A 24,620-nucleotide genomic window follows, 5' to 3' on the forward strand; every position below is an offset into this window, starting at 1 on the left:
CTGCATAACCAATTGCTAAGCACAAAAGTATCACGGCAGCAGCAATGGGGATAATCGTTTTTAAGTCTGTTTGGAGTGCAGTTAAAGCTTTGTTTGCAGGCTCTAAAACTACTGCTTGGGCTAACACAGGATTAGCGATAAAAAATACAGCTGAAACTGCAAAGTTTTTAATAGTTTTATTATGAATTATTCTTTGAAGGATATTTAATTGTTTCATATTTTTATCTCAATTTATATCACATTGGTATGAGTAATCTCTTTTCTTCAATATGTTTTTTATTGAATACAATGAAAATACTGAAATCTAAATTTTCTTTCATGAAAATTTATGCAGTTTTAAATAATAAACCGGCAAGTTCAGCTGCTGAACCAGCGATAACGACACCAATTGCCCACCGTACGAATGTATCTTTTTCGATGTAGCGCCCTGCATAACCAATTGCTAAGCACAAAAGTATCACGGCAGCAGCAATGGGGATAATCGTTTTTAAGTCTGTTTGGAGTCCCTCTAAAGCAGTTTTTGCATTTGTTAATTTTGCTTGAGCATACGCAGAATTGCTCATAAAAAATACAGTTAAAGCTGCAGAGGCTTTAGTAGCTTTATTCCAAATTATTGTTTGAAGAATTTTTGATTGTTTCATATTGTTCAACCTTATCAAATTGTATTTGGCGCAAGTAGTTTTTCCATGAAATAGGGATAATTTCATTGAATTGATGTGGAATAAAAGTATTAAAGTCTAAAATTCTTTTTTCATGAAAGAAATACTTCGTGTTTAATAGGATTTATCAGGTGTTTTTAAATAACAAATTAGCAAGCTCAGCTGCTGAACCAGCGATAACGACACCAATTGCCCACCGTACAAATGTATCTTTTCCGATATAGCGCCCTGCATAACCAATTGCTAAGCACAAAAGTATAACGGCAGCAGCAATGGGGATAATATCTTTCAAGTCTTTTTGGAGCGCTTTTAAAGCGTTGTCTGCAGGAGTTAAAACTACTGCTTGGGCTAACACAGGATTGGCCATAAAAAATACAGTTAAAGCTGCAGAGGCTTTAGTAGTTTTATTCCAAATTATTGTTTGAAGAGTTTTTAATTGTTTCATATTGCTTATTCCAATTTAGATTACAGTTAGTATAAATAAACTCTTTTTTCGATATAGTTTTTATTGTGCTAAATAAAAATACAGAAATCTAAGTTTCTTATTTCATGAAAGAAACATTTTATGTTTAAATAGATTTATCAGTTGGATTTAAATAATAAATTGGCAAGTTCAGCTGCTGAACCAGCGATAACAACACCGATTGCCCACCGTACAAATGTGTCTTTTCCGATGTAGCGCCCTGCATAACCAATTGCTAAGCACAAAAGTATCACGGCAGCAGCAATGGGGATAATCGTTTTTAAATCTGTTTGGAGTCCCTCTAAAGCTTTTTTTGCAGGAGCTAAACCCGCTGTTTGGGCGGATACAGGATTGGTCATAAAAAATACAGTTAAAGCTGCAGAAAACGCAGCAATTTTATTACGAGCTGTTGTGTGAAGAATATTTAATTGTTTCATGTTCTTTATCCTGATTAAGATTAAAACTCCCACAAATGACCCCTCTTTCATGAAGAAACTTAAAGAGATATTTTGGATCAGCCCAAGTTCTTAGTTTTCCTCTTTGTGTAAGTAATGTATATTTATTTGGCTTTCCGGTAATTGGATCATCAGAAATAAATGTGAAATACCATTCTCTTTCTGAAAGCATCACGACTGTAATCTCACGTGCTGCTTTTTGACTAAATGCCATATCAACGCTGTTTTGTTCTATCATTTTCATTATCGTTGCCCTCAATTAGAAGAGATTTTGTTCAATCTTACTAATTAGAGCTTTAACATTTTCTTATCTACCTTTCATTATAATATCCTATCAAAATTCTAGGTTTTCGTGAAAATATCAGTCATCACTCAGTGATCTTCTCGATGAAGAAAAATCTTCAGCTGAAAAAGCATCTCTGGCGCTACTTTCTTTATGTGTAAATGCATCTTCTTCTCCTTTTGAAGAGAGAGAAAGAGAATCTACTTTAGTTGTCTGTTCTGGTTCTTCTTTTTTAAGCTTTACAGGCTCCTGCAAGTCTTCATTTCCTCGTACAGCAGCTTTTACTCCAATATATGAAGTAACTTTTTGCATACGGGTGTGGCTTGAGTTTTCTGTATTGTAAAAATTCAGCACAGACTGCAAAGTCGCTTTTTCAAAGACGCACTTTGATGTTGTTTGTTCATAGCAGTAAGTTAAAGCGCTTTGTGCAGCTGTAAGATTTCTGCAAAAATCAAATGCATCAAAAAGAGAAAACAATTTCACATTTCCAACACCAATTTGCCCTAAAATTATGTTAAAATTATGTTCACTCTGTTCAGCTGTTGCGATTGTTTCCTTAAGCTGAGATGATTGATAGAAGAAGTTATCTTTATCATCTGTTACATAGACATTGTCCCGCGCTTCTTGTTTGGCGATAACTGAAAATGCTATGGGGGGCGTATTGGATATGTATGCAGCAGCAAAAAATGTGAAATCTGGAACAATCATTAGCAATACACCTTATTACGAAGAATTTTATTAATACAAATGCTAATTCTGTGTTGTGCTTTTTCTCGTTGTCTTTTGATTTTATAAATTTGCAGAATGAGATTGTTTAGCTTAGAATATTCCTTGTGATTATTGCTTTGTTCTCTTCTAAGAAGATTTCTAATATATGCAAATATCCAACCAACAAGATAAAAGTGTTGAATAAAATAGAGCATATTACGCCAACCAATATTATTCGAATCACGAAGAAAGGCGCTGCTTTTAAAAAATAATAATCTTTGATACTGTATTGAAGCTGCTTGTTTTATATAATCCTCTAGTTGCAAAAATCTTTTCAAAAAAAATTTATACGAAGTAAAAAGCCGTTGTGTATGAGGGGAGGTTTTCTTGTCATAATGAACTACACTATCATTATACAGAGAGGGCTTGTTCTTTGTTGCGTATTGCCATAACTTATAGAGTGACGATTTATATTTACTTTTGACTACTGATTCATAAGATTCAGAGAGGTGTGATGGCGCTTGAGCACTGCATTTAGTAGTTTCAGCAATTGAACTGAAAAAAGATGCAGTGGTGGTAACTGATATACCAATAAACAGCTCTTTGTGGTCCAAAGCACATCTCCGTCAAAGTGATATATGTATCGTAATTTTAATTTCGATAATAAATAGACAGAAATTGTCTATAATTGTGTTTAAAATATGGCAAGAAAAGATTCTTTTTTGCAAGGGGAGTAATTAAGGTGAATGATCTCAAAAATATGAATTTTGATGAGCTACAAGAGATGCGTACACAAATCGATGTGGAATTAAAAAAACGGCAAGCAAAGGAAAAGCAAAATGCGCGACGAAAAATTCTTGAAATTGCTAATGCCCATGGAATTGATATCGCTGATCTTGTGAGCAAAGAGCGCCATTATAGAAATCCCAATAACCAATGGGAATTATGGAATGGGCGTGGACGTAGACCTAAGTGGATTAAAGAGTGGTTGGAGAATGGGTATACACTTGATGAACTCGAAGTAACGTAACACGTGTGCGATCTTTACAAGATAAGGGAATACCAAGGAATGTAAATGCAAGAAGTATGCTCTTTTGGGTAATTTAATTGTATAAATATACTGAACGAATATATTAAAGTATTGAGTTACCAAATACAATGATAGGGAGCGTGAACAATTTATTTAAATGCAAAAGGTCTTGTTGTCATAATCTGGCAAGCATAATGATGATGCCAGATTGGAATATTGTAATTGCTTTTGGCATGTGAGAGAGGGGGGATATTTTACTTCTTTTTATCGTTTCATTAACGTTGCTCTTTTTAGTCTATGTAAATAAAGAGTTTTATTGATTATTTACAAAAATGGTCGAAATGAGAATAATTTATTGCATAGGGATTTTAACTCAATATGTAAAATGATAATTTTATCAATTAATATGTTAATAAATTAGTATACTTATATTTTTGAAATACTGTTCTGTAGAACAAGCCTGATGTTATAGATTTTGTTTGGGCTTTTTTCTGTAAGATTATATATGAGGCATTTACTTTATTTATCGTTAGTTGAGATGAGTGAGTGTGTAGAAAATGGAAAATTTCTATGGCTGTTATGGGGTTTATAGAATTTATGACATATTTCTGAGCGTTTGTGATTAAAATTCATTTATGAGCGTTTATGAATAATGAATAAAGAGTGTATTTGAAAATAAAAGGATTGGATCATTTCTATTGCGGTTTATCTTCTTTTATGGTGTGAAATAGGGGGGGTATGCAGGTTTACAATTGTGTGTGATGGTATAGAGTGCGGAATACTTTGTTATATATCGGAATATTTTTTCTAAAATTGTGTGGTATTCCACAATAAGTTAAAGGGTTTGTCTGAGAAACAGAATGCGCCAAACGGAATGCATTTGTGTTTCCAATTTACGCGCTTTTTTAAAAGAAAAATTTTTCAATGCAACTAAGCTTATTTTATGGCGCTTCTCGTGAATAGTATAACGTAAAAGCCCCTATGATCATATAAAATTCATTGTACACCACCATTTTTACTTCAATAAAAAGTATAAGCCGGCGTCCTTATACACTTTACTCGCCTCCAATATTGCTAAAGTCCTTAGTTCTTGAGAGAGGGAGGCTTTTGTCGCTTTGTTTAATTGTTTTTATTTATACGACACTTTCGCTTGTGATGTGCAAGCGAATGATTTTGATTGCTTCAACATGAGAGAGATTTGAAATAAGGGTATTTTATGATCTTTAGATTTCTCACTCAATATGAGAACAATGAACTTATTATTATAAATAAAAGTGTTGTGTGCTAAAAAGTCTTGTTTATTTTATTATGCCGTGAAATGGCTTCTTTTAAGGTGTGGTGATATAAAGCAACAACCTCTCTGAGATATTAAACGTTTTTTCAGTGTATGGTGAATATTCTTAGAATGTAGCTTGCTTGTCGAGTTTAATGTTAAGTGAAATATGGGAGGAGGAAGTCAAGAAAAAATTACTCGACAGGAATCCGGTTTGTAAACAGATTGGATGAGATAGGAATTTTTTGTTCTTTGAAGGAGGAAGGCAAAGGTTGTAAAAAAAGTGAAATAGTATGAATTTTTGCTTAAAGTGGGAAGCCGCGTAGAAGACGTGGGGCATTTGGAGAGAGTCCGGCAGCTTCTTGAATGAAGTATTTTTTTATTTTTGGTGCTTGATTAATGATTCCAAGGCCGGTATCGCGGAGCATCCGTAAAAGAAGGCTATCATTAGAAAAGAGTTTATTAAGCCAATCATTGCTTAAAGCCATACGGACAATTTCAAAACGTCTCCAGCTTTGATAGCGCTCTAAAGCCGTGAGGGAGCCAATGTCAAGACCTAGTCGTGCTGTTTCAATAATCACTTCAGCCAGCGCAGCGCTATCGCGTAATCCTAAATTGAGTCCTTGTCCTGCAATGGGGTGGATGGTATGGGCGGCATCGCCAGCGAGAGCAAAACGTGGTTTAACGCATTGACGTGTTAAAGAAAGACTCAAAGGAAAAGCTTGACGTTCGCCATCCCAAGAGAGTTTGCCTAATCGATGGCCAATGCGTCTTTCGAGTTCTGTTTCAAAAATAAGTGCATCAGCTTTGAGATAATATTGCGCAGTTTTATGATCTTCATTCCACACAATGGCGGATCGGTTGCCTTTGAGAGGGAGAAGAGCAAAAGGACCGGCAGGTAAAAAATGTTGAATTGCTTGACCATTATGGGGTTTTTCATGTTCAACTGTGCAGATGATTGCTGTTTGTTTATAGGGATGAGAAAAGTTTTTAAGATCTGCTTTTTGGCGTAATTTCGAATGGGCTCCATCAGCTGCAATAAGCAATTTTGTTTGCCAAACCTCTTCATTATTTAAAGTGACGGTTGTATGTTGGTCTTCTTGATGAAAATCAATGACACGGGTGTTTGTAATAACAGGGATATTGAGATCTTTGACACGTTTTTTTAAAGTGTTGATGAGTTCTCTATGCTCTACCATAGCAGCAAAGGGCTCGCCGGGATTAATGTCGCCTTCAAAGGTTAAAAGAGTGGGTTTGACAGGATCATTTGTGCTTGTATCTGTGATGATCATTGAATGAATGGGTTGCGCATAGGGTTTTATAGATTCCCAACATTGTAATTGTTTTAACATACGAATAGAAGCAGCAGCAAGGGCAATGGTTCGTATGTTAGAAGCAGGGGTATCTCCTTGTGGAGCAGCATCAACGATTTTTATTTTCAGATTAGGGGCTGTTTGCTTGAGTGCTATCGCTAGGGTTAAACCGACAGCTGCCCCCCCTGCAATGAGCAGATCACATTGTTTAGTTTTATGAGATTTAATTTTTTTATTGGGTTGTACGTTTTTATTGCGATTAGAACACACAATACTTCTTCCATTGTTTATAGTTTGCTTTCTTTTAAAAAGAATATCTTTTTACATTGCTAAAATATCTTAACCTTTACTTTTCTCTCTGCTTTACAAAAACGAGGTTTCTTTTTAGCGCCAATCTGATGACAGATTGGTTTTTCAGAGTTTTTCTGCTTAATCATTTATGTGATTCATCTTACAGATTTATCGGATAAGCTTTTTTAAATATCTTCTTCAATTCTTTTTACACTTGGTTGATAAAAAAGAAAACTAAAAATAAACAAAGATGGTTGTGTATTTTTTTAGTTGTGTGAGTTGCTTCAGTATGCTTGTCCTGAAAGGGGCCATTTCGTTAGTATGATAGATAAAAATTGTGGTCATTCGTGATGGTTAAAACAGTATTCATATTTTGCCGTTATCATGGTGTAGCGTAAAAAATATTATTTGTTTAGGAAGGTGCTTATAGCACCCATGTAACACTTTACACATGAGGTGTTTTTTGGTTGATCGTGTGGATAAATATTCAGGGAGGGCTTTTTGTGCGCCTTATGAACGATTGTCTCTTAGGGTGGTGGGTATATGAATGATATGAAGTGATTAGAAGGTAGAACGCGCTAGATAAGAAGTCGGATTGTTTACAGGCGATTTGTTTACAAATCGGCACAGAGTTTAAGCTTCATTCTTTTTTAAGAGAGAGAGGGAGTTATAACTCTTTAAAATATGAAAGTTTTGTATTTGGAATTGATAGATGCACCGAAGTTCTTCTCCTTATGATTCATTAGAAGTGCGAAATTCTCAAGGTTCGCGTCTTATTGAGATGTTTTTACGTCAGATAGGAGTATTTATTGGGCTTGGGCTTTTGGGCTTTATTATTTTTTGTGTGTTTGCTTTGGCGACGTGGAATGTTGCGGACCCATCTTTAACCCATGCAAGTACAAATGAGGTTACAAACCTTATGGGGTGGATGGGGGCAATTTTTTCAGATTTTATTATGCAGTTTTTTGGCTTGGCAAGTCTTTCTGTTTTGTTGCCACCGTTATTTTGGTCTTTTCTCTTGTTGGCGCAAAAGAATATCTACAATTTGACTTTGCGCTTTTTTTTATGGGTGCTATCAACGATTTGTTTTTTAATTGCTTTTGCTCTTATGTCACCTATTGCTTCTTTTACTTATTGGCCATTGCCAATGGGATTGGGAGGGGTTTTAGGAGATAAAGTTTTAAGTGTTGCTTCTTCAGTCTTTCCTCTTTTTCTTTCTCCTCCTTACACGGTGTTTTTCAGTGTTGTTTTTATTCTTTTAGGTTTTTTCACCGCTGCTTTTGCTGGTAATGTAATATGGCGGCGTCGAACAAAGAAAAGAAAAGAAAAAAGCATTCCAAAAGACGAAATCGTTAATCCAGTCTTTGAGTTGGAAGAAGATACGGAATATGCCGCAGAGGAGGATCGTGAAAATCATGGTTTTTTTGCGACAACTTGTGGCGCTCTTTTGCATCTTTTTTATTTTTTACAAGCGCGTTTTTTTCGTTTATTCTGTTTCAAAAGGCGTTTTCAGAGTAAAGGGCAAGGAAAGCCATTTGATCGGATTGAGCCAACTTTTTTAGGTGAAAAAGTAAAGTGTGAGGAAAATCAAAATAAAGCCTATGTTTCTCCTGTTAAAAATCGAAAGTCTTTAACAGCTTCTTCAAAGGGTGGTTTTGTTCTTCCTCTTGTAGATTATCTTTCGGTTCCACCACCGTCTGTTAAGGATGCAAAACTTTCTCCTGCTGTTTTAAGAGCAAATTCTCAGGAGCTTGAAGGGGTTTTGTTAGATTTTGGAGTCAAAGGAAAAATTATAGATGCTTGTCCTGGACCGGTGGTAACTTTGTACGAATTTGAACCGGCTGCAGGCATTAAGTCCTCCCGTATCATTGGTTTGGCAGATGATATTGCACGCTCGATGCGTGCGATTTCGGCGCGTGTTGCGGTGGTTCCAGGACGTAATGTTATTGGAATAGAATTGCCTAATGCAAAGCGTGAGATGGTTTATTTACGAGAAATGTTGCAGGCGCAAGAATTTATTGACAGCAAAGCAAAGCTAGGACTTGCTTTGGGTAAGACAATCGGGGGGGAAGCTGTTGTTGCAGATTTAGCAAAAATGCCCCATCTTTTGGTTGCTGGTACAACAGGATCGGGAAAGTCTGTTGCTATCAATACAATGATTTTATCATTGCTTTATCGTATGACACCTGAACAATGTCGTCTCATTATGGTGGACCCGAAAATGCTTGAGCTTTCGGTTTATGATGGCATTCCCCATTTATTAACACCCGTGGTGACGGATCCTAAAAAAGCCGTGATTGCTTTAAAGTGGGCTGTTCGTGAAATGGAAGAACGCTATAGTAAAATGTCAAAACTAGGCGTTCGTAATATTGATGGGTTTAATGCACGTCTTAGGGAAGCTGCAAGTCAGGGAGAGACAATGGTTCGGACAATTCAAGTTGGATTTGATCGTGAGACTGGTGAGCCTCTTTATGAAACGGAAACACTTGATTTTAGTCCTATGCCCTATATTGTTGTCATTATTGATGAAATGGCTGATTTGATGATGGTTGCTGGTAAAGATATTGAAGGAGCGGTTCAACGTTTAGCACAAATGGCACGTGCTGCCGGTATCCATGTAATTATGGCGACACAGCGTCCTTCTGTCGATGTTATTACTGGGACGATCAAAGCCAATTTTCCTACACGTATTTCTTTTTCTGTGAGTTCAAAAATTGATAGTCGAACAATTTTAGGCGAACAGGGGGCCGAGCAATTATTGGGACAAGGAGATATGCTCTTTATGATGGGAGGAGGACGTATTCAGCGTGTGCATGGGCCTTTTGTTGCGGATGATGAAGTGGAGCAGGTTGTTGCGCATCTCAAAGCGCAAGCACGACCGGATTATTTAGAAACAATTACGCAAGAAGTTGAAGAGGATGGTGCTGATGTTTCTTTGTCTTCTCCTTCAGAAGATGATCCCTATAGTCAAGCTGTTGCTATTGTGCTTCGTGATCGTAAGGCTTCGACCTCTTATATTCAACGCCGTTTAGGCATTGGTTATAACCGCGCTGCGACATTGATTGAGAGGATGGAAGAAGAAGGTATTATTAGTCCAGCAAATCACGCAGGGAAACGAGAAATTTTAGTGCCTGCTGAAGAAGAGCGCTTTTGAAAAATCTTTATAGTTGTTTTTTATAATACCTTGTAAAACAAGTGTTTATCCTATTGTATCGTAGAAAGTCTGCATTTTCATATACCAGCTCTCAATTTGCGATAGCTCTTTGGTACTTGAGACTCCTTATAAGGGGATTCTTTATCTTATATAACTTTTATCCATACACCAACCTTGTTTGTAACGTGCAAGCAAATGATTTGAATTGATTCAATATGAGAGAGTATGTGATGAGAGAATCTTATTGTCTTTGGCGTTATGATTTAAGTTAAAAAGATAAATTATTATAAATCAATATCTTGGTATAAAATAATGTTATTGCGAGTATAGGGGTGTAAAAGCATGTAAGACTTGATATTTTAGTGTCTTTTTAAGTGCGTTCTAAATATTTAGGGCAAGGCTGATCTGTCGAGTCTTAATATAAATGAATTATATGGGGTGGGAAGCTAAGTGAAATTTGCTAAACTCCAAACTGTTTACAGAGTGGTTCGGATGAAGATTTTTATTCTTTTGGGTGGGAAGGAAGTCAAAAAAGCATTTTTGACACTTAAAAGAGCTTTCAGGTTCGCGAGTAATATGTTTAGTCCTTAATCCATTATGTATTGACTATAATTTATGTTGCTTCATAGATTAGGGGTGGGAAAGAATATATTATGCGTTTAGAAAATCAGCAGAAAATCAGGAAAATTTGATGATTTCGGAAACTTAAACGCAGACTGGTTATTTGGAAACGATACCGCAAGAAATAAAAAAGGATGTTTCTTTAGCTTTTTCTTTAGTAGATGATTCCTATTGTCAAGCTGTTGCTATTATGCTTCGTGATCGTAAGGCTTCAACTTCTTATATTCAATGTTGTTTAGGCATTGGTTATAATCGTGCCGCCACATTGATCGAAAGGATGGAAGAAGAAGGCACCATTAGTCCAGCTAATGATATGGGTAAGCGAAAAGTTTTGGAGACTGTCGAAGAAGAATACTTTTAAAAATCTTTTGATATTTTTTTCAAACAATATCTTTATCTTATAAAGAAGGGTATTTATTCGTCGTTGATCACTTAAGTTATGAATTATAAAGTCAATTAAGTATTGCTTGGGAGCATTTTTTATGAAAACGTCTTTTTTACTGCAAAGAAGAGTCTTTGGGTTGGTGGGAATTATTATCTTTTGGTGTTTAACTGTTCCTGTTTTTTCGCAAGCATCTAATAAAGTGATAAAGGCGCAAAATGTTGTGAATCACTTTGCGGCAATCAAAACAATGACAGGTGATTTTATTCAGTTTAGTCCAAAGGGAAAAATGTCTCAGGGGACATTTTATTTAGAGCGTCCAGGGAAAATTCGTTTCATTTACAAAAAAATGCCTTTACAGATTATTTCAGATGGCCAATTTGTGGGTATTAACAATCGGGCTTTGAATACTTGGAACTTTTCACAACTTTCGCAAACGCCAATGAAATTTTTGTTGGATGATAAAATTGATGTATCTTCTGGGCGCTTGTTCGCATTTCGCGAAGATCCAGGGGCTGTAACGATTGTTCTGCGTGATAAAACGATTGGGGCAGGGCAAATAAGGATGGTTTTTGATTCTAAAGGCTCTGCTTTGCGACAGTGGACAATTGTTGACCAACAAAATTTGGAAACTACTGTGCAGATTATGAATGTGCGGACAGACGTCCGGTTCGCTAATGGGATGTTTGCACTTCCTTCGAATAAATGAAGAAAGAGTGTTACGTCATTGGGATTAAAACAAATGTTCTTTCGTATTGCGACTTGGAATATTAATTCTATTCGTTTGCGTCTTGCACAGGTTTTTCAGTATTTGGAACTCTTTTCCACAGATGTTTTGTGTCTACAGGAAACAAAATGTCCAGATGCTTTATTTCCAGTGGAGGCTTTTGAAGCAGCGGGTTATAAGCATATCGCATTGAGTGGACAAAAATCTTATAACGGGGTGGCTATTGTTTCTCGTTTGCCTTTTAAAAAGGTAGAAAAGCGTTTTTTTTGCCAAAACCAAGATTGCCGTTATATCTCAGTTATTGTGGAAGCCCATGGGAGAAGCTTGCGGATTCATAATTTTTATGTTCCTGCTGGGGGAGATATCCCTGATGCTGATGTGAATGAAAAGTTTCGTCATAAGCTTGATTTTTTAGAAGAAATGTCCTCCATTCGTGCGGATCAAGGCGATGGTCTTTCTTCTCTTTTGGTGGGAGATTTAAATATTGCTCCTTTGGCAGAGGATGTTTGGTCTCATCAGCAATTGTTGAAGGTTGTAAGCCATACTCCCATTGAAACCGAGCGTTTACAGGATTTGTGTTGTCAAGGTGGATGGGTTGATCTGATGCGGTTGCATATTCCTGTTCCTACCAAGCTTTACACATGGTGGAGTTATCGTGCTCGCGATTGGGCATTTACTGATTATGGGCGGCGGCTTGACCATGTTTGGTCTTCTCAAGATTTAGCCCCTTTTGTTGTAGATCTTTCGATTTTTCGTGATGCGCGCGGATGGGAACGTCCTTCAGATCATATTCCTGTGCAAACTGTATTTGATTTTTCACGTCAAGTTTGAAATAAGAGGTAAATAAAGTATTAATATTAAATAATGATTCTGAAAGAATGCGGGAGACTGGATGTATATCAGAAATCTCAAATGGGGCGCTTCTCGTGGATTATTTTTTAGTGTCTTGTTGTGTTTGCTTTTGTCAGGATGTATGGTTGGTCCTAATTACCAGAAAACATCTTTTCGTGTTCCAGCAGTTTGGGGAGAAAAATCTGCACAGACTGCACGGCAGCCCGTTGCGCTTGCCGGATGGTGGCGGCATTTGAATGATCCTGTTCTAGATGCGTTAATGGATTACGCGATTTCTGGAAATAATAATGTTGCTGTTGCCAAAGCTCGGGTACGTGAGGCGCGTGCGGGTTTAGGACAGGTTGTGGGAACTCTTTTGCCAAATGTGTCCAATTCAATTTCAGGAACCCGTAGTCGTTCTGGACAGTCTGATGCATTGTTAAACCAGTATAGTAGTGGTTTTGATGCAAGCTGGGAGCTTGATTTTTTTGGTGGGCATAAACGTGCGGTTGAAGCAGCGCGTTATGGCCTTGATGCGGCTGTGGAAGATATGCGCGCTACCATGGTGACATTACTAGGAGATGTGGCAACAAATTATGTGCAAATGCGTGGCTGGCAACAAAAGTTGTTTATTGTGCGGCAAATTGCTGTATCACAACGTAAAACTTATGAACTGATGCGCGCTAGATTAACAGCTGGTGATGTTTCTGAGCTTGATGTTTCAAATGCGCAAGCACAAATGGCAAATACAGAAGCAGATATATCACAGATGGAAGCGAATTTAGCAATGAGCGTTCATCGCCTTTCTGTCTTAACTGGTCGTGTGCCTACGGCATTGAAGGATCTTTTACAAAAAAATGCTAAGCATGCAAAGATTCCACAACCACGCTGGCCGATACCAGCAGGAATTCCAGCCGATATTTTGTTAACACGTCCAGATTTGCGACGGGCAGAGCGTCAATATGCGCAAGCGACAGCACGGATTGGTCAACGTGAAGCAGATCGTTATCCATCACTTACTTTAACAGGTAATATTTCGACAGCAGCAACGGCAATTGATCAATTATGGAAAAATTCAACGATTGGCTGGTCTTTTGGACCTGGTCTTCGTTTTCCTCTTTTTAATGGAGGTCAGGTCGAGGCTTCTATTGCGGTAGCGCGCGCGCAGCGTGATCAAGCTTTTATTACTTATCGAGCTGCTGTGTTGGAAGCTTTAGAAGATGTAGAAAATGCGCTTGTAAGATTAACGAAGGAACATCAACGCTTAGAAAAGCTAATCGTTGCGAATAAAGCTTCTCTTCATTCCTTAAAACTTTCACGGAACCTTTTTGAGAATGGAAATACTAGTTTTCTTGAATTGTTAAATGCTGATCGCTCTTATTATTCTGCACAAATGGCGCTTAAAGATAGCCGTGTTTCTTTGGTTACGCAATATATCACGTTGATGAAAGCATTGGGGGGGGGCTGGGATGGCGTTGTTGATGTATCGCGTCCAGAAGTCGTTGATAATGCACCTCGTTCGCGTGCAAAGGTAGGGAAATGAAAAAAAACTTACTCAAAAATTTCATTACAAAACACAAAAAACTTTCCTTCTTTTTAACTGCTATATTTCTCATTCTCTTGTTGTTATGGTTACGTTCTGTTTTTTTTGGAACATCTACTCCAACTTATATAACAGCGGTGGTGAAACGTGGGGATATTGAGGAAAGTGTTTTAGCTTCTGGTCTTGTACGTCCTTACCGGTTGGTGGCTGTTGGTGCGCGAGCAACAGGGCGTGTGGTGTCAATGCATGTTTCCCCTGGGAGTGTTGTGAAAGAAGGCGATCTCTTGGCAGAAATTGATCCTACAGATCAGGAAAATGATTTAAAAAGAAAAAAAGCAGCATTATCGCATTATTATGCGAGTTTGATAGAACAAGAAGCCTATCTTTCTCTTGCACAGAAAAATTTAGAGCGTCAGAAAAAAATGATTGAAACACGTGCGGTTTCACGTGCGAACCTCGATGAGGCTACGACACAGGTGAAAATACGCGAGGCGCAAATTGAACAACTTCGTCAGCAGATTGTGCAAGCACAAATTGATGTGGAGAGTGCAGAGGTTAATTTAGGTTATACACGCATCACTGCCCCTTCAGCGGGAACGGTTTTGGCAACAGTTGTGGAAGAAGGGCAGAATGTGAATGCGGTTCAGTCGGCGCCAACGATTGTTATTTTGGGTGATTTATCAAAGATGACGATCAAGGCGCAAATCTCAGAAGCAGATGTTCTTAAAGTCCGAGCTGGACAACCACTTTATTTTACAGTTCTAGGTAATTCACAGCGTCGTTATGAAGGCGTTTTAGAAAAAGTAGAGCCGGCTCCTGAAGCAATTCGTGCTGATGTGAGTATTAATCCTGGTATGGTGAGTGGTTCTAGTGCTTTAATATCATCGGCTATCTATTACAATGGAATTCTACATGTTGATAATGCGGACAATTTTTTGCGAACCTATATGACTGCTCAAGTTCATATTATCTTAGGGCGCGCGCAGAATGTCTTGTTGGTTCCAAGTGATGCTTTACGCGATGAGACAAGAGAGCGTAAAGCATGGGTTTCTGTTTTGGTGGGGGAAAATAAGGTGGTTACTAAACAGGTGAGCGTTGGGTTGAATAATAAGGTTATGGCAGAGATTGTTTCAGGACTTAACGAGGGTGATGTCGTCGTCACTAGTTCGTCTGATGGAGTGATGCCAGAGTCTTCTCACATGCACAGCGAAGACGAGAGTTAAAGCATGAGCACAAATCAAGCAGATGCTGTCTTCGTCTTGGAAAATATTGTGCGCAAATTTCCTGCGGGCGAAGCGTTTGTTACCGTTTTGAAAAACATCAATCTTACCATTAAACGTGGTGAAATGGTGGCAATTGTAGGTGCTTCCGGTTCAGGTAAATCGACCTTGATGAATATTTTAGGCTGTCTTGATCGTCCAACTTCTGGTCGTTATTGGATCTCTGGTAAAGAAACAGCTTCCCTTTCTGCGGATGAATTGTCGGCTTTGCGACGTAATCATTTTGGTTTTATTTTTCAGCGTTACCATTTGTTGAATGAATTGACAGCTCTTGGTAATGTTGAAATTCCGGCTATTTATGCGGGATGTGCCGTGGAAGCAAGGAAACAGCGGGCACAGGATCTTTTAACGCGTTTGGGCATGGGTGATCGGATAAATCATCGTCCAAATCAGCTTTCTGGTGGTCAGCAACAACGTGTTTCTATTGCTCGGGCGCTCATGAATAATGCGGAGGTCATTCTTGCAGATGAACCAACTGGTGCATTGGACAAAAAGAGTGGGCAAGAAGTATTGCATATTTTGGATGAACTTCATCAAGAGGGGCGTACCATTATCATTGTAACCCATGATATGCAGGTGGCTGAAAGAGCAGAGCGTATTATCGAAATCAGTGATGGGGAAATTATTGCTGATAAGCAGTCAAGGGTTGCAAAAACAAAAGTTGGTGGAAAATCTCTTCAGGAACAACAAAATCTAAAAGGCCAACAAAAACTGGGCTTTTTTCGTTCTTTTGTTGAGCGATTCCGTGAGGCGTTTGTGATGGCTCTGTTGGCAATGAATGCACATCGCATGCGGACTTTTCTAACAATGCTTGGGGTGATTATCGGTATTGGGGCGATTATTGCTATGGTGGCTTTAGGGAATGGTACACGAGAGAAAATTCTGGAAAATTTTAAAAGTTTGGGTACTAATACATTAACCATTTTTCCTGGTAAAAGTTTTTCTGATCCACAAGCAGAAAAAATAACCAGTTTGGTTGAAGCTGATGCAGAAGCCTTGTCTGGATTACCTTATGTTTCTGGTGTGACACCACAGATTTCAGCAAGCTCGAAAGTGCGTTTTGGTGCAGTTGAAGTCAATGCCATTATTGCGGGGGTGGGAGAACAATTTTTTCAGACACAGGGGCTCAAAGTTTTCAAAGGACAGTTTTTTGATCAAAAAAGTGTCCATGATCGGGCGGTTGATCTCGTGATCGAGAAAGAAGCATTGTCTGTTCTTTTCCCCCATAGCCATGAAAGCCCCCTTGGAAAGGTGGTGAATGTGGGTAATGTTCCTGCGCGTATTATTGGTGTTGTTGATTCGCAAAATAATGCAAGTGGAGATACATCAAATACTTTACAGCTTTATTTACCCTATACAACAGTGCAGACGCGTTTTCTTGGTACAACAGAAGTTCGTGCAATTATTGTTAGGATTGCTGATGATATTGATTCATATTTAGCGGAGACCATGATAAAACGTTTTCTCATTATGCGGCATGGCGGGGAGGATTTTTTCATTAGAAATTCTGAATTTTTCCGTGAACGTGTTATGGAGAGTACAAATATTTTAACACTTTTAATTTCTTCAATTGCAGCTATTTCCCTGGTTGTGGGGGGTATAGGGGTGATGAATATTATGTTGGTCACTGTTTCTGAGCGGATCAATGAAATCGGCGTGCGTATGGCAGTTGGTGCACGGCAAAGTGATATTTTACAGCAATTTCTCATTGAAGCGATTTTGGTTTGTGTGATTGGTGGTGGTTTGGGAATCTTGCTTGGACTTTCTATAGGTGGCTTGTTTCTTCTGTTTAAGGCACCTATTCATTTGGTTTATACACTTGAATCGATCATTATGTCTCTTACTTTTTCAACCCTCATAGGAATATGTTTTGGCTTTTCTCCAGCGCGGCAAGCTTCACGGCTTGACCCTGTTGTCGCTCTTTCACGCGATTAAGCTTTATCAATTGGGGCATGTTTGTTCGTGATGCTTTCCACTTGGATGAAGCATTTATGAAGCGAAACATGAATGGAAAAAGTTTAGCATTATTTGCTGCTCTATTTTAGAAAACGCTTTGTTCATTAAGTGGAGCGTACCACTAGAGGTGAACGTTTTATAGGGCACCCCATCATGTGAGATATGGTAGGCATATAAGCCTTCTTGAGGCATTAAATGTTTTGAGAATGCATGATGAATATTTTAAATCTTTCTTGTCGAGTCTTATGGAAGTAAATCCTATTAAGGAGAAATTAAATAGAACCCGTTAGAATGAGATTGCTTGCAGACTGAATTTTGTTAAAAATTCTCGTCTTCTGAGATGTGAAGAGGAGGACAAGTGAAATATACTGCGCGGCGATTCTTAAGATTTAACCTAAAAAGAGGCGGGGGAAGTGAATAGTATATCTGCTAACAAACAAAAGAACAAAAAAGAAGGTTGATACCAAAAACAGCTTAAACCTCCGTTCTTCCAAAAAATGAACTGGTATCGAGATAGTTGAGCAGTTTAAGAGGTTTCGTTTAGTCTTTTTAAGATTTTCGGAAAAGAGGTTATGAGGATTTCTCACTTTTAGTTTTGCAGAAGTTGGTGCAAATTATAGGTGTTTAGGTTTATGCAAATAAATTATGATCGTGCTCAAGTTTTAAAATGTGACCTAAGACACAGCCATTTTCTGTTCCTTTATGCGAGTAACTTAGCTTTCTTTAGAATATTTTGTTTAAGGCATCGCTTTTTTCTGCCTTATCTCATGATTTTGGAGCTGAAGGATAAACAAGCCATTTGAGTTTCTAGGGTAAGGATGCCGTCAGATACTCGGTAGGGGGCGTGATCTTAAGAACTAATACCGTGAGATGCGGGTTTGATTTCATGAGTTTGGTGAGGAAGACAAAAAGTTTGAGAGGCGGATAGCTTCTTATTTTGAATGATGTATGAATGAAAGGGGCTTTCATTCATTGAAAAAGAATAAGCTCATATTCAGCAGATGTGAGATGAAGTAAGAGAACATCGTAATACCAAGCTGCAGTTATGTTGCTAAAGAACATAATGGCCGCTAGTGATGAGCACTGGTATGTCTAGTTGGTATGGTATTCTTCCTCCTGCTACAAGTCCGATACAGAGCGCCATTGTGTTGCACATTGACACTCTTGTTTTAAAGAAAGATTTCTCAAGGTATCCAAGCCTATTTTGCGACGCTGTTCATGGTAAATCTATTGAGCACCTCCATCTTTACGCTTATGAAGTAATAAGCTGGGCACCATCATTATATTTGCCAGCTCGTGGGTGTTGCGATAGACCTTGCATTAAGGCGGCGGTTCATAAGAGCCATTTTTAGTCATTTCTTGTACAGTTTTTCTCCACACACTCATCCCGCTTGTGATGTGCAAGCGGGTGGTTTTGATTGATTCAAGATAAACAGATTTGAAATGAGAAAATCTTACGTTATTCAGAGTTCTAATTTAATATGAATGACGCTATATTATCATTATAAATCAATATATTGTACAGATAAAAAAGAATTCTAAAACCACCCGCTATAAAGTATAAGAAGCAAATAATTAGTCTACGAAAGAACAAAAGACAAAGAAATATTTCAAAAATCAATATTTTGAATATCACGACTAATATTTTGCGTATTATAGTGAAATTATATGCATGATCGTTCGTAAAATGCGCTGTTTTGTGTGTGGAGTTTCTTCCTTGGTGTCTTGTGTGTTCGCAGGTGTCGTATCCATTTCCCCCCTCTCATTCTTAAGCTAAATCCTAAAATTATTGTGCACTTTATTTTGTATTCTTACAAAAGGCAAAAAATATTTTCAAAATCATCACGCCTTACCGTTTATTTCCATAGGGATATAGACATCAGTAAATGCATCATATGATTTGGGGGATACTCAAAAGGATCAAAAGATTTTCTCTTGTTGGTTTAATTAAACATAGAAGAAATGTTTTAAAATCAAGCAATTTTAAGCTTTTTTTAAGTTTTTTGGGTAGAACAAGAGGCATTGACGAATTGGTTTAGATTCGATAGTTGAAGGTATTTTTCATTGGGGGGAAGCATGACGCTGCAATCGCTTTTACAGAGCTATCGTGATCAAGCGCGTACCGAACGAGATAAAGGAACGTATTTTGAGCGTTTTGCTCTTGCTTATCTGACACATGATCCTCTTCAGTTTGGGTGTTATGAAAAAGTTCAAACCTTTAAAGATTGGGCGCATGAAAATGGTTGGGATGGTCGGGATACTGGTATTGATCTTGTGGCAAAGATGCGTGATGAAGAGGGGTTTGCAGCAATCCAATGTAAATTTTATGATGCAGCATATCGAATTAGAAAAGCAGATATTGATAGTTTTATTTCGGCATCAGGAAAAGCTCCGTTCAAGCGGCGTGTTATTATAGATAGTACTGAACGTGCTTGGAGTGATAACGCTGAAATAATGATACGGGGGCAAGATATTCCTGTTATACGGATTAATCTTTCCGATATACAACAAAGTCCGATCCGTTGGGAAATTTTTGCAGCCCAGGGCAAAGTTGTTTTGGAGGATAAAAAGAAGCTGCGTCCACATCAGCTGGAGGCATTGCGTGATGTGCGTGCTGGGCTTGCTCAAGCAGATCGGGGTAAGCTCATTATGGCTTGTGGGACTGGTAAGACATTTACCAGTCTTAAAATTGCTGAGGATTTGGCAGGTGAAGGCAAGTTTGTTTTGTTTCTTGTTCCTTCTTTGGCGCTGATGTCACAGACGGTGCGTGAATGGACAACGGATGCAGGAATTGGATTGAGATCCTTTGCTGTCTGTTCTGATACACAAGTGGGAAAGCGTCGTAAAAATAGTGATGATGTTGCTGAAATTGATGTGTTTGATCTTGCTTTTCCGGCGACAACTAATGCGGCTAAACTTGCAGATCAGGTGGGGAAGAGTGTTGCAGATAAGATGACCGTTGTGTTTGCAACCTATCAATCCATTCAGGTGATTGCTGATGCTCAGAAAAACTATGGTTTGCCAACATTTGATCTTATCATTTGTGATGAAGCGCACCGTACAACAGGGGCAACGCTGGTGGGAGAGGATGAATCCAATTTTGTTAAGGTGCATTCCAATGATGTTATTCGCGCCAAGAAGCGCCTTTATATGACAGCGACACCACGTATTTTTGGTGATAACGCAAAAAGTCGCGCGAATGAAGTTAATGCTGTTCTTGCTTCGATGGATGATGAAAAGCTTTTTGGTAAAACACTTTTTTATCGGGGTTTTTCATGGGCAGTACAAAATGATCTTTTAACAGATTATAAGGTTATTGTCTTAGCAATGGACGAAAAATTGGTCAGTTCCGCTGTTCAGAAGCGCCTTAGTGATAGCGATTCTGAGCTTATTCTTGATGATGCAACGAAGATTATTGGCTGTTATAAGGCTTTGACAAAACAAAATATGAAGGCTGATGTTGGTACGGATTCATATCCTATGCATCGTGCTTTAGCGTTTTGTAAAACTATTCAAAGTTCTAAACTCGTTCGTGATGAGTTTTCTGCGGTTGTTAGAGAATATCTTGATTATACGAAAGAGGATACAGAAAATGAACATTTTCTGAAGTGTGAAATTGAGCATGTTGATGGCACTTTCAATGCAAAGGATCGTGGTGCATTACTTGATTGGCTGAAAGCTGATAGTGGGGATGATATTTGTCGTATTTTAACCAATGCAAGGTGTTTGTCTGAGGGGGTGGATGTTCCGGCTCTTGATGCGATCATGTTTTTAAATCCACGCAAGAGCCAGATTGATGTTGTGCAAGCGGTTGGGCGGGTGATGCGTCGCTCTGAGGGTAAAAAGATGGGATATGTCATTTTGCCAATTGGTATTCCTCTTGATACTCCAGCGGAACAGGCTTTGAACAACAATGATAAATATCGGGTTATCTGGCAAATTTTAAATGCTTTGCGTGCACATGATGATCGTTTTGATGCAACGATTAATAAGGCATCCCTCGGGCAAGATATTAGCAATGTGATTGAGATTATTGGTGTCACACAGAGCACTGAATTAAAGGCTATTACGGCTATTGTAGACAATCTTCCACTACGCGCACAACCAGCACGATTGGGTATTGGTACAGCGGAGCGTGATGTCCTTTTTACAGATGAACAAGGGGAGCTTGCTTTCCCTGTGGATGAGATTTCGCGTGCCATCATGGCAAAGATTGTCAAAAAGTGTGGGACACGAGATTATTGGGAGGATTGGGCGAGCAATATTGCGGAAATTGCTAAGAATCATATCACGCGCTTAACAGGCATTCTGGCAGAGCCAAATACTGAGGCGCGTCAAGCCTTTGACAGGTTTGTGGCAGAACTGCGTGATGACTTAAATGATGCTGTTACAGAAGCTGATGCGATTGAGATGTTGGCACAGCATATTATCACGCGTCCTGTCTTTCAGGTGTTGTTTGAAGGCTATCAGTTCACACGTGAGAATCCTGTCTCGCGTGCTATGCAGCGTATGCTTGATGTGCTTGATGAGGCAAATCTTGATAAGGAATCCAAAGATCTGGAAAAATTTTACGCAAGTGTAAAATTACGAGCCAGTGGCATTACGGATCCAAAAGCAAAACAGAGGTTGATTGTAGAGCTTTATGATAAGTTTTTTCGTTATGCTTTTCCACGCACTGTAGAAAAATTAGGCATTGTTTATACCCCCGTCGAGGTTGTGGATTTTATTTTGCACTCTGTCAATGATGTATTAGAGCAAGAATTTGGGCAAACGCTTGGCTCATCGGGTGTGCACATCATGGATCCCTTTACTGGAACGGGGACTTTTATCACACGGCTTTTACAATCGGGTTTGATAAAACCAGAGGAGATGAAACACAAATTTTGTCGTGAAATTCATGCCAATGAAATCGTGCTTTTAGCCTATTATATTGCAGCCATTAATATTGAGACGACCTATCATGGTCTGATGGGGGGCGATTATGTTCCGTTTGAGGGAATTTGTTTGACCGATACATTCCAGCTTTATGAGCAAGAAAAAGACCTGATCAGTGATTTGCTGGTGGATAACAGTACACGTCGGGCGCACCAGAAGGAACTGGATATTCGTGTTATTGTTGGCAACCCCCCTTATTCTTCTGGACAAAAAAGTGAAAACGACAATGCGCAGAATATTGGCTATCCTAAATTGGATCGTCGCATTCGTGAAACTTATGCTGCTCAATCCAAAGCAAGCAATGTTAATGGACTTTATGACAGTTATATTCGTGCCATTCGTTGGGCAAGTGATCGCATAAAAGACTGTGGTGTTATTGGTTTTGTGACAAATTCAGGTTTTATCAATGGATATTCTACGAGTGGATTACGAAAAGAATTGAATGAAGAATTTTCGAGCATTTATGTTTTCAATTTGCGTGGTGATATTCGCAAAAATATGATGAGCAAAGGAGCTGCTCGAGAAGGGCAAAATGTTTTCGGAAGTGGAAGTATGGCAGGAATCGCTGTGACACTATTTATTAAAAATCCAAATGTCACGGAGCATTGCAAAATTCACTATTACAATATTGGTGATAATCTCACGACAAAGGAGAAATTATCTCAACTTCAGCGGTTGGGTAGTGTTGGCGGTATCAAGCGTGAACACGGCTGGCAGATGATTACGCCAGATGAATATGGCGATTGGCTGAATCAGCGCAACAGTGATTTTAAAAAATTTCTGGCCTTAGGAGATAAGAAAGGCAGTGATAAAAAGCTCTTTGAAACGTTTTCTCGTGGGATTATAACTACTCGCGATGCCTGGGCATATAATTCAAGCCGTGAAAATCTAGCGAAGAATATGCGTAACACGATAACTTTCTATAACAATGAAGTGGAACGTTTTAATAATGTTTATGCGCATTCTGACCGCAAAGCACGTGCAAATGCTGTGAACGATTTTGTTGATACAGATACCCAAAAAATCAGTTGGAGCAGTAGTCTTAAAGAGGAATTGGTAAGAGGAAAGTTTTCTGAATTTGAAAGTAATTGCTTAGTTCAAAGTCTTTATCGTCCTTTTACACAACAATGGCTTTATTATAACCGTACTTTTAACGAAAGAGTATATCAAATGCCGCGTATATTCCCTATGAAGCAAGCGGTTGAAAACAGAGTAATACAAGTTACGGGAGTTGGAGCAAGCAGTGGATTTTCTGTTCTGATGACTAAGAATTTATCTAATCTTCATGCAATGGATACTGGTCAATGTTTTCCACGGTATGTTTATGAAGATGTTGCACCCTTAGGAGCTAAAAAAGGGAATCAGGTTCATTTGTTTGCAAATTTTGCAGAGGAAAGCAAAGAAACTGGTTTAGAGCGGCGTGATGCTCTTACGGATGAAGGGTTGGCTTATTTTAAGGCAGCTTATCCTGGTGAAATGATAACAAAGGATGATTTGTTTTATTATGTTTACGGGATTTTGCATTCTGAAGATTATCGTGCTCGTTATGCGCATAATTTATCTAAACAATTGCCGCGTATTCCAACAGTTAAAAAGGTAGAGGATTTTTGGGCTTTTGTTATAGCGGGGCGCAAGCTTGGTGATTTGCATATGAATTATGAAGAGATTGAACCCTATCCCGTTACCTATAAACAGGGAGATCCAAGAACTTGGGTGATTTCTGATGAGAAGAGTTTTTATCGTGTTGAGGCGATGAAATTTGCTGGTAAGCGTGGTGCTATTGATAAAAGCACAGTGATTTATAATGCGCATATCACGATGCAGAATATTCCTCTTGAAGCTTATGAGTATGTGATCAATGGCAGGCCTGCTCTTGAATGGGTTATGGAGCGGCAGGTTGTCAAAACGGATAAAGCGAGTGGGATTGTGAATGATGCCAATCGCTATGCTGTTGAAACGGTGGGTAATCCAGCTTATCCATTGGAATTGTTTCAGCGGGTTATTACTGTAAGCTTGGAAACAATGAAAATTGTGCGCAACCTGCCAAAATTGGAAGTGAGAGAAACTGAAAAGGTTAAATTATCCATTGTGCGGTAAAAAAGTGTTGAGTCGTAACAAACTGGCACTATCATACACCTTGCCAGCTCGTGGGTATTGCGACAGCCCTTGGCACTTGAGACAAGTCCATAAGAGGCATGTCTTTCTTGTACAGTTTTACGCTGCGCAGGCTCTCTTCCTTTGTGATGTGCAAGTCCTATGTGATGTGCAAGAAAATGGTTTTGATTGATTCAATAGAGAACAGATTTGAAATGAGAGAATCTGATGATATTGAGAGCTCTCATTCAAGTTGTAGCGTAATAAATTTTCATTATAAATCAATATATTGTATGTGATAAAGCACCTTAGGCAGTGAGGTCGCTAAAATTATGACGCATGAGCTTTAGCGGCAGTGATGAATATTCTCAGGCAGGGTTTTCTTATCGAGCTTTATGTGAGTAAACCATATAAATGGAGAAGCTGAGTGGAACCTGTCCAGAGAAAGTGGATTGTTTACAAATCGTTGCTAATAAGAATCGTCGCCTTTTGAGATGTTGAGAGGAAATGACAATTCTCATGAAATCTGTCTTTTGAGATGTTCTGATATTGAAGTGAGCAGGTGGAACGCGTTAGACAAGAAGCTGAGTTATTATTGTTTACAGATCAATAGAGTTTAAAA

General features: G+C 38.6%; 16 protein-coding genes and 1 pseudogene. 9 read left to right on the forward strand and 8 right to left on the reverse strand.

Annotation, left to right across the window (positions count from 1 at the left end; all coding sequences use genetic code 11):
• From ACFIMI_RS03170 to ACFIMI_RS03200, 7 genes are all read right to left on the reverse strand, one after another.
• On the reverse strand, positions 1-217 hold a 217-nt coding region (locus ACFIMI_RS03170), incomplete at its 3' end, for a TrbC/VirB2 family protein (RefSeq protein WP_375613154.1).
• A gap of 109 nt (positions 218-326) precedes the next feature.
• Positions 327-641, reverse strand: coding sequence for a VirB2 family type IV secretion system major pilin TrwL (gene trwL / locus ACFIMI_RS03175; protein ID WP_375613155.1), 315 nt, complete (start codon positions 639-641; stop codon positions 327-329).
• Positions 642-786: 145 nt separating this feature from the next.
• Positions 787-1,104, reverse strand: a complete 318-nt coding sequence (trwL, locus tag ACFIMI_RS03180; RefSeq protein WP_375613156.1) for a VirB2 family type IV secretion system major pilin TrwL — start codon at positions 1,102-1,104, stop codon at positions 787-789.
• A gap of 137 nt (positions 1,105-1,241) precedes the next feature.
• On the reverse strand, positions 1,242-1,559 hold the full coding sequence (trwL, locus tag ACFIMI_RS03185; protein WP_375613157.1) for a VirB2 family type IV secretion system major pilin TrwL: 318 nt from the start codon (positions 1,557-1,559) through the stop codon (positions 1,242-1,244).
• Positions 1,522-1,821 (reverse strand): KorA family transcriptional regulator, encoded by a 300-nt coding sequence (gene korA / locus ACFIMI_RS03190; protein ID WP_375613158.1) that lies wholly within the window; start codon positions 1,819-1,821, stop codon positions 1,522-1,524. Before korA ends, trwL (ACFIMI_RS03185) begins: the two co-directional genes overlap by 38 nt.
• A gap of 117 nt (positions 1,822-1,938) precedes the next feature.
• Positions 1,939-2,568, reverse strand: a complete 630-nt coding sequence (locus ACFIMI_RS03195; protein ID WP_375613159.1) for a TrwN protein — start codon at positions 2,566-2,568, stop codon at positions 1,939-1,941.
• Positions 2,568-3,182: a hypothetical protein gene (locus ACFIMI_RS03200; protein WP_375692235.1), complete on the reverse strand. Its 615-nt coding sequence runs from the start codon at positions 3,180-3,182 to the stop codon at positions 2,568-2,570. The genes ACFIMI_RS03195 and ACFIMI_RS03200 overlap by 1 nt, the downstream gene beginning before the upstream one ends.
• 128 nt (positions 3,183-3,310) lie before the next feature.
• Here ACFIMI_RS03200 and ACFIMI_RS03205 point away from each other — a divergent pair, with 128 nt between their 5' ends.
• Positions 3,311-3,598: an H-NS family nucleoid-associated regulatory protein gene (locus ACFIMI_RS03205; protein WP_015857007.1), complete on the forward strand. Its 288-nt coding sequence runs from the start codon at positions 3,311-3,313 to the stop codon at positions 3,596-3,598.
• A 1,578-nt stretch (positions 3,599-5,176) separates the two neighbouring features.
• Here ACFIMI_RS03205 and ACFIMI_RS03210 read toward each other — a convergent pair.
• Entirely contained in the window at positions 5,177-6,454 is a 1,278-nt protein-coding gene (locus tag ACFIMI_RS03210) for a ubiquinone biosynthesis hydroxylase (protein ID WP_375681261.1), read from the reverse strand.
• Between the two features lie 733 nt (positions 6,455-7,187).
• On the opposite strand from ACFIMI_RS03210, the gene ACFIMI_RS03215 reads away from it, so the two are divergent.
• The 8 genes and pseudogenes from ACFIMI_RS03215 (at position 7,188) to ACFIMI_RS03250 (ending at position 24,001) form a co-directional block, all read left to right on the forward strand.
• On the forward strand, positions 7,188-9,629 hold the full coding sequence (locus tag ACFIMI_RS03215; protein WP_375638247.1) for a DNA translocase FtsK 4TM domain-containing protein: 2,442 nt from the start codon (positions 7,188-7,190) through the stop codon (positions 9,627-9,629).
• A 721-nt stretch (positions 9,630-10,350) separates the two neighbouring features.
• Positions 10,351-10,611: pseudogene (locus ACFIMI_RS03220) on the forward strand (DNA translocase FtsK); the annotation flags it as partial.
• A gap of 121 nt (positions 10,612-10,732) precedes the next feature.
• Entirely contained in the window at positions 10,733-11,341 is a 609-nt protein-coding gene (locus tag ACFIMI_RS03225) for an outer membrane lipoprotein carrier protein LolA (RefSeq protein ID WP_375645572.1), read from the forward strand.
• A gap of 33 nt (positions 11,342-11,374) precedes the next feature.
• Positions 11,375-12,190, forward strand: a complete 816-nt coding sequence (locus ACFIMI_RS03230; RefSeq protein ID WP_375682657.1) for an exodeoxyribonuclease III — start codon at positions 11,375-11,377, stop codon at positions 12,188-12,190.
• A gap of 61 nt (positions 12,191-12,251) precedes the next feature.
• Positions 12,252-13,733 carry an efflux transporter outer membrane subunit gene (locus tag ACFIMI_RS03235; protein WP_375638249.1) on the forward strand — a complete coding sequence of 494 codons (1,482 nt, stop codon included), beginning with the start codon at positions 12,252-12,254 and terminating at the stop codon, positions 13,731-13,733.
• Positions 13,730-14,956, forward strand: a complete 1,227-nt coding sequence (locus ACFIMI_RS03240) for an efflux RND transporter periplasmic adaptor subunit (RefSeq protein WP_375638250.1) — start codon at positions 13,730-13,732, stop codon at positions 14,954-14,956. Before ACFIMI_RS03235 ends, ACFIMI_RS03240 begins: the two co-directional genes overlap by 4 nt.
• Before the next feature lie 3 nt (positions 14,957-14,959).
• Positions 14,960-16,948 (forward strand): MacB family efflux pump subunit, encoded by a 1,989-nt coding sequence (locus ACFIMI_RS03245; RefSeq protein WP_375692236.1) that lies wholly within the window; start codon positions 14,960-14,962, stop codon positions 16,946-16,948.
• A 2,097-nt stretch (positions 16,949-19,045) separates the two neighbouring features.
• Complete coding sequence (locus ACFIMI_RS03250; protein WP_375692237.1) at positions 19,046-24,001, forward strand: DEAD/DEAH box helicase; 4,956 nt, start codon at positions 19,046-19,048, stop codon at positions 23,999-24,001.
• The last annotated feature ends 619 nt before the right edge of the window (positions 24,002-24,620 follow it).

Origin of the sequence: Bartonella sp. AP4SXKL (assembly GCF_042195845.1) — a bacterium.
In the GTDB taxonomy this organism is placed as follows: domain Bacteria; phylum Pseudomonadota; class Alphaproteobacteria; order Rhizobiales; family Rhizobiaceae; genus Bartonella.